Source organism: Moorena sp. SIO3I6 (assembly GCF_010672095.1).
Genome location: NZ_JAAHHU010000256.1, coordinates 1 through 6,784, shown reverse-complemented (window position 1 = coordinate 6,784; position 6,784 = coordinate 1). Strand labels below are relative to the sequence as shown.

Here is a 6,784-nt window from a genome sequence, read left to right as displayed (position 1 = left end):
TTCTGATCCATGGTCAGTAAAATTTTCAAGACTCCCTGCTGCTGGGCATGGTTAAAGGCGGTTAACCCTTCTTCAACTGGGTAATGAGCTTGGATCAGGTAGTTGACATTTACTTTATCTTGTGCTAGTAAATCAATGGCTGGTTTAAAGGGACCGCAACGGGAACCGATTAGCGTGATTTCGTCTACTACCAGAGATGATGCATCAAAGGTTAGCTGGCCAGCGTAGGTACTTTTTAAGACGAGGGTACCTCGTGGGCGCAAGGCTCCACGGGCAAGGGCAAAGCCTTCGGGGTTGCCAGTACACTCGACTGAGATATCGAAACTACCGTTAGTGATGGCATCGGCAAAGCCTACTTTAATTCCTCTGGCTTCTAAATTGGCCAACTTCTCGTGATGACGGCCAATCACTAGCAAATTACAGCCCGTTAGGGCTAGGGTTTGTGCCACCAGTTGTCCGAGCTTACCGTCTCCGACTACTAACACCTGGTGGTCGGGAGCAACCCTGACTTGTTCCTGAATTTCCAGAGCAGCAGCCAAAGGTTCAGTAAAGGTGGCGGCATCAGTAGAAATAGTATCGGGTAAGGGATGTAAGTTTTTTACTGGCAAGGTCAGATAGTCAGCAAAGGCTCCGTTACGGTTAACAATACCTAAGACAGTACGGTTTTGGCAGTGAGTCGGTTGTCCACTTCTACAAAATCGACATTCACCACAGGCCGCATTAATTTCTCCCACCACCCGCTGGTTGACTAAATTGTCTGGTCCATCTTCCACAACACCAACAAATTCATGACCTAATATACCTTTGTAGGGGTAATAGCCTCGGATTAGTTCCAAATCCGTGTTGCATATCCCCGCACGCAACACCCGCACTAAGGCTTCATCAGAGGGTGGTGATGGCACAGGGAGGTCAGTGCGCAGTTGCAGTTGCTGGTTTTCGAGCCAGAGTCCTTTCATTGTTGATTGTTGTGACAAGATTAGAGAAATTTGTTCCTATTTCTCATCTTAATCGGTGGCATTACTGACTGGAGTAGGCTAAAAATTCGTGGAACTGGCATCTTGCCAGTTTCAATAGATCATGGAATGGGCATCAGGCGTGGAACTGGCATCTTGCCAGTTTCAATAGATCATGGAATGGGCATCAGGCGTGGAACTGGCATCTTGCCAGTTTCAATAGATCATGGAATGGGCATCAGGCGTGGAACTGGCATCTTGCCAGTTTCAATAGATCATGGAATGGGCATCAGGCGTGGAACTGGCATCTTGCCAGTTTCAATAGATCATGGAATGGGCATCTTGGTAGAACTGGCATCTTGCCAGTTTCAATAGATCATGGAATGGGCATCTTGGTAGAACTGGCATCTTGCCAGTTTCAATAGATCATGGAATGGGCATCTTGGTAGAACTGGCATCTTGCCAGTTTCATGCTTATTTTCAGGCGGGCAGGATGCCCACTCTACTGATATTTAATAGATTTGCGGGCGGGCAGGATGCCCACTCTACTGATATTTAATAGATTTGCGGGCGGGCAGGATGCCCACTCTACTGATATTTAATAGATTTGCGGGCGGGCAGGATGCCCACTCTACTGATATTCATTCAAAGACTGAGGCAACGCTATTTCGGAAATTACTACTAAACATTAATTTCATACATCTCATTAAAGCTGTTTAACCCGGTGGTGCGTTACGGGACGGGCTTTTTAAACACTGGCGACGGAGAAAATCATTGCGAGCCCGTCCCTAACACACCCTACGCCTAAACCTCGCTCCAGCCATCAATTGTTGCCATCAAAATATTCACCAGAGGATGATCTATAGCTTCCTTGAAAGCTTCCACTCCTCCTGCTTTCAGGGCATTGATAACCTTGGCTTTTAGAGTTGGGTTAGTCTCAATTTGGTCAATAACTTCACCTACAACTATCATCTTTTCTTTGTTGGTTGTAGTGGGATTAGTCTGGGATAGTTGGTTTAGGAGTTGCTGGATTTCTGCTGCTGCTTCGGCTAGGCTTTGTTTTGGCTCTGATGTAAAATTATTCGTGTTAATTTGTCTAGCATTGTCGTTGAAAACATTAAAGTTATTAGGATTATTAGCTTGGCTTTGATCTATATTACCTATATTAAAACTCTGTGAATTATCTGACATATTACTCTCCGCTTTAGCTGTATTTGTAAAATTAACTATAGGATTCGATGACTGATTGCTTTTAGAGGCTATAGCAATTTCCTTTAGATCCTGAATATGGTGAGTTATCGCCTCTTCTCTACCCTCTAGAAAAGCAATTTTTTTCTCTGCTTTTAACCTAACTTCATAAACTTGTAAAAATTGTTTTTCAACGTTACCTTTATCTGTGGCTTCTGGCACTTCCAAGGTAAGCAAAACATCATTACCTTTATTCTCAATGGCTTGAATCGAATCATGAGTAATTTCAGGATATTCCGCCATTATTTTTTGGAAGGCTTGACGAAATGCTTCTCGATTAACACCATTCCGCAGCAGAATCTGCACGGTATTCATAATCTTTTTATAGAGCTTTTCAAAATCCCCTGGTTGGAAAACCCGATCAGGATCATGGGGACGACGCTCTCGACTTCCTTGAGGATTGGGCTTCTCTAGTAAAAAGACATACTGACAATCAATATTAGTTAAGGTAGTTGTTGAGTCAATATTCCACGCTTCTAAACAAGCTCCGGTTAAATAAGCATGAGTAAAATCAGTACCAACTGCTTGAGCTTCAGTTAAATTAGCCCATTCTAAATTAGCCTCCTCTAAGGTAGCTTCGCTAATATCAGCCAGTTTTAGATTAGCCCTTTTTAACTTAGCTCCTTTTAAATTTGCGCCTCTAAGATTGGCATTACTATAATTAGTATTATAACCATTACCAGTTATCAATAATTCTCTGACAGCAGTATCAGCTAAGATAGTTTTACCTGGTCTAGCTCGGTCAAGTTTTATGGTATTTCGCCAACAGGTACAGGTGAGATTAGCCTCTCTTAAATTTGTACTTTTGAGGGTAGCTCCCGTAAAATCAGCATCGGTTAGGTTAGCGTTGTAAAAACTGGTACCTCCTGTAGCAGCAAATGCAATCGCAATATTGCGAATCCAGGCATCTCGGGGGTCTCCTTTTAGAGCACGCCAACCCAGGTAAGCACCAAGTAATACTAAGACTAAGCCCACAGCTATGGCTACGGCTATGTCTACGGGTCCGCTTAATCTGAAGGCACCCACGACGGCGCTGGCGATGATGGTGGCGCTGGTAATGATGGTGGTGATGGCGCTGGCGCTGGCGCTGGCGATGATGGTGGCGATGGCGATGATGGTGGCGATGGCGATAACGCTGGCGACGGGTATGGCGCTGGCGACGGGTATGGGGATGGAAAAGACGATTGCAATGACGATTGCGATGGCGCTGGCGATGACGCTGGCGATGGCGCCTCCTGCTCCGAGCCCTTGACGCAGGATAACACTATATACTACAATTAGTATAACCAAACCTATCCAACCGAAGACTTGGGATTCTAAGTCGTTGTCAAAGATTAACGCTACTACCGCCCCACCAAGTAAGGATACAATTCCTGATAGTCCTGACACTATCCATGAAACTAACAGAAGAACAATTGTCCACCGTTTCTGTAATCCAGCCTTCGCCTTACAGAACTTAGTTCCCTTTAGAGTAGCATTCTTAAAGTTCGCGCCCCTAATATCAGCTTCACTAAAATCTGCCCCTGAAAGGTCTTTTCCTTGGAATGACTGACCTCTGAGATTTTCCTTACGGAAATCCCTTTCTCCATTCTTATATCTGCTTATAACTTCTTCAGCTTTCATTAGTGATAGTTATATAGTGGTTTATCAGCTATCAGCTTATGTGCTACGCACACGCTACGCGAACAGTTTTTGAATAAAACAGCTAAGCATTGCTTTAATCTCTGTTACGTCAGCTGACTGCTGAATGCTTACCTTAAGTATTGATTCTTAGAGTATTTTTGCTGATTAATTTAGATGCATTTTCCCTGCCTTCGCGATCATAATCGCCAAGGAAAATCAAAGGAGGGAAGTTTCAATTAGAAACTGATTCAATTTAATCAATTATGATCCTATCACAAACCAGAGCTCTGAGTATATAACAATTTCTCAGATAAAACACTTAAAATCCTGAGCGAAAAGACTTAGAACAATCAAAAACTATAGCGCTATACCCATGAAACAGGGAAAGAAAGGGGAATGTGGGAAGTGCTCCCCACTCCCAACTGAATATTTACCCTTGTTATCAGCTAACAGCTGACGGTTGATAGCTCACCTTAGCTCTGTCTAGCCAAGTCAAGTTTACTAGTATTTTCCAAACAAGCACCAGTAAGATTAGCCTGTCTTAAATCTGTACTTTTGAGCGTTGCTCCAGTAAAGTCAGCATTGGTTAGGTCAGCGTTGTAAAAACTAGTACCCCCTGTAGCCGCAAATGCGATCGCAGTAGTGCGAATCCAGGCATCTCGGGGGTCCCCTTTTAGAGCACGCCAGCCCTGGTAAGCACCAAGTAATACTAAGACTAAGGCTACAGCTATGGCTACGGCTATGTCTACAGATCCGCTTAATCGGAAGGCGAGGGCGCTGACACTGGCGCTGGTGATGAAGAGGCTAACGACCCTGGCGCTGGCCCTGGCGCTGGTCTTGGCGCTGGCGCTGGTGATGGCAACGGCATAGATGCTGGCGATGGCAATCGGGCAGGCGAAGCCGCTGACGCTGCCGCTGTCGATGGCAACGGTGCTGACAGCACCGAAAGCACAGACGAAACCGAGGACGGCTCCTGCTCCCATACCTTTACGCAGGATAACAATATATACTATAATTACACAAACCAAAGCTATCCAGCCGGAGACTTGGTTATCTAAGTTGTCAAAGATAAACGCTACTACCCCCCCACCAAGGAAGGAGAGAATTCCTGATAGTCCTGACACTATCCAGGAAACTAACAGAAGAACAGTTACCCACCGTTTTTGTAATCCCGCCTTGGCCTTACAGAAGTTAGTTCCGGTTAGAATAGCATTCTTAAAGTTGGCTCCCCTAATATCAGCTTCACTAAAATCTGTTCCTGAAAGGTCTTGCCCCTGGAAAGACTGACCTCTGAGATTTACCCTGCGGAAATCCCTTTCTCCATTCTTATATCTGGTTAGAACTTCATTAGCTTTCATAGCTTCCATTAGTGGTAGTAACATAGTAAGCTATCAGTTATCAGCATTCAGCGGTCAGCATTCAGCATTCAGCATTCAGCATTCAGCATTCAGCTTTTGAATAAAACAAGCTGATAACTAAGAGCTGACGGCTGTTCGCGTAGCGTGAGCTAAAAGCTCACGGCTGACGGCTTACCTGAAGTATTAATAATTAGATTATTTGTGCTGATTAATTAATTTAGATGTATTTCCCCTGACTTAGGGATTAGACTCCCTAGGGAAAACCGAAGGAACAGAGTCTTGATGATAAACTGGGTTCAGTATATTCACTGAACAATATATCATATTTTCTGATTGAAGCAAATTAAGAAACTTTAAAAGTATAGCGCTATATTAATGGAAAGGGAACAGCGGATCTGGGAACAGGGAATAGGGAAAGAACCCTCAGCCGTTGGCCGTAGCAAATAAGCTGACCACTGACCGCTGACGGCTGACCACTGATAGCTCACCTTAGCTCTGTCTAGCCAAGTCAAGTTTACTAGTATTTTCCAAACTAGTACCAGTAAGATTAGCCTGTCTTAAATCTGTATTTTTGAGGGTAGCTCCGGTAAAGTCAGCATCGGTTAGGTCAGCGTTGTAAAAGCTAGTACCCCCTGTAGCCGCAAATGCGATCGCATTCGTCCGAATCCAGGCATGTTTAGGGTCTTCCGTTAGAGCACCCCAGCCCAGGTAAGAACCAAGTAAAGCCAAGAGGAAGGCTAAAGTTCCAGCTAAGGAAGAGGCGAGCTGGAAGCCCAAGGTTCCGGTTCTGGCAAAGGGCAAGGCTAACTGCTGTATGGCATAGACTCCAGCTACAGCTCCACCTACTGCTACCAACAAGCCTAAGACTCCAATTAAGACACCATCAAACACTTCCACTGCCGCTCCAGTGGTAGCTACCGCTAGGGCTATGACCAAGGGTAAGCCTAAGGCAAAGGCTAGGGCGAAGGGGAAGGCTAAGCCAAAGGCTCCAGCGACAGCAACAGCTACGGCAAAGGCAAAGACCAAGCCTACCACTAAAGCTTGGACTGTTTGAATACCTTGACCAAGGATAACAAAAAATAAAACAATTATTGCTACCAAGGCTATCCAGGCAAAGATTAGGTTTGAACCCTGGACATAGTTAACAATAAATGCTGCATAACTCCCACCATAAAATGAAGCAATTGCTGATAGTATTAACGCTATCGATGAAACCAATAGAATAACAATTGACCAGGATCTTTGTAATCCAGCCTTTGCCTGACGGAACTTAGTTCCCCTGAGCATCGCATTCTTAAAGTTAGCTCCTCTAAGATCAGCGTCACTAAAATCTGCCCCAGACAGGTTTCTCCCTTGGAATGACTGACCCCTGAGATTTACCTTTCGGAAATCCCTTTCTCCTTGGGCATATCTCGCTAGAATTGTTTGAGCTTTCATTAGCATTTTTAGGAGTTATTAATTGGGTGAGCTATAAATTAGGGAGTAGGGAGTAGGGAGTAGGGAGTAGGGAGTAGGGAGTAGGGAGTAGGGAGTAGGGAGTAGGGAGTAGGGAGTAGGGAGTAGGGAGTAGGGAGTAGGGAGTAGGGAGTAGGGAGTAGGGAG

Annotated in this window: 7 protein-coding genes and 1 pseudogene; 2 read left to right on the top strand and 6 right to left on the bottom strand. The window is 44.8% G+C overall.

Going from position 1 to position 6,784, the window contains the following annotated elements; all coding sequences use genetic code 11:
* The coding region (locus F6K49_RS33175) for an alcohol dehydrogenase catalytic domain-containing protein (RefSeq protein ID WP_293103500.1) at positions 1-956 on the bottom strand (956 nt) is incomplete at its 3' end.
* A gap of 30 nt (positions 957-986) precedes the next feature.
* Here F6K49_RS33175 and F6K49_RS33170 point away from each other — a divergent pair.
* Both F6K49_RS33170 and F6K49_RS33165 read left to right on the top strand, forming a co-directional pair.
* On the top strand, positions 987-1,328 hold the full coding sequence (locus F6K49_RS33170; RefSeq protein ID WP_293103497.1) for a hypothetical protein: 342 nt from the start codon (positions 987-989) through the stop codon (positions 1,326-1,328).
* A 34-nt stretch (positions 1,329-1,362) separates the two neighbouring features.
* Entirely contained in the window at positions 1,363-1,512 is a 150-nt protein-coding gene (locus tag F6K49_RS33165; protein WP_293103494.1) for a hypothetical protein, read from the top strand.
* A gap of 245 nt (positions 1,513-1,757) precedes the next feature.
* Here F6K49_RS33165 and F6K49_RS33160 read toward each other — a convergent pair whose 3' ends face one another.
* The 5 genes and pseudogenes from F6K49_RS33160 to F6K49_RS33145 all read right to left on the bottom strand — a co-directional run bounded on the left by F6K49_RS33160 (position 1,758) and on the right by F6K49_RS33145 (position 6,619).
* On the bottom strand, positions 1,758-3,491 hold the full coding sequence (locus F6K49_RS33160) for a pentapeptide repeat-containing protein (RefSeq protein WP_293103489.1): 1,734 nt from the start codon (positions 3,489-3,491) through the stop codon (positions 1,758-1,760).
* A 183-nt stretch (positions 3,492-3,674) separates the two neighbouring features.
* Positions 3,675-3,824, bottom strand: a pseudogene (locus tag F6K49_RS53730) (pentapeptide repeat-containing protein); the annotation flags it as partial.
* A 473-nt stretch (positions 3,825-4,297) separates the two neighbouring features.
* Entirely contained in the window at positions 4,298-5,206 is a 909-nt protein-coding gene (locus tag F6K49_RS33155) for a pentapeptide repeat-containing protein (RefSeq protein WP_293103485.1), read from the bottom strand.
* A 329-nt stretch (positions 5,207-5,535) separates the two neighbouring features.
* The gene (locus F6K49_RS33150; protein WP_293017464.1) at positions 5,536-5,694 is read right to left on the bottom strand and encodes a hypothetical protein; all 159 of its coding nucleotides are present in this window, start codon (positions 5,692-5,694) and stop codon (positions 5,536-5,538) included.
* A complete protein-coding gene (locus F6K49_RS33145; RefSeq protein WP_293041716.1) occupies positions 5,672-6,619 on the bottom strand; it encodes a pentapeptide repeat-containing protein in 948 nt (315 codons plus the stop codon). Before F6K49_RS33145 ends, F6K49_RS33150 begins: the two co-directional genes overlap by 23 nt.
* Positions 6,620-6,784: the final 165 nt, after the last annotated feature.

Coding starts and splice junctions, on each gene's coding strand:
- F6K49_RS33155 (WP_293103485.1), bottom strand. CDS start 5,206: ATGTTACTACCACTAATGGAAGCTATGAAAGCTAATGAAGTTCTAACC.
- F6K49_RS33145 (WP_293041716.1), bottom strand. CDS start 6,619: ATGAAAGCTCAAACAATTCTAGCGAGATATGCCCAAGGAGAAAGGGAT.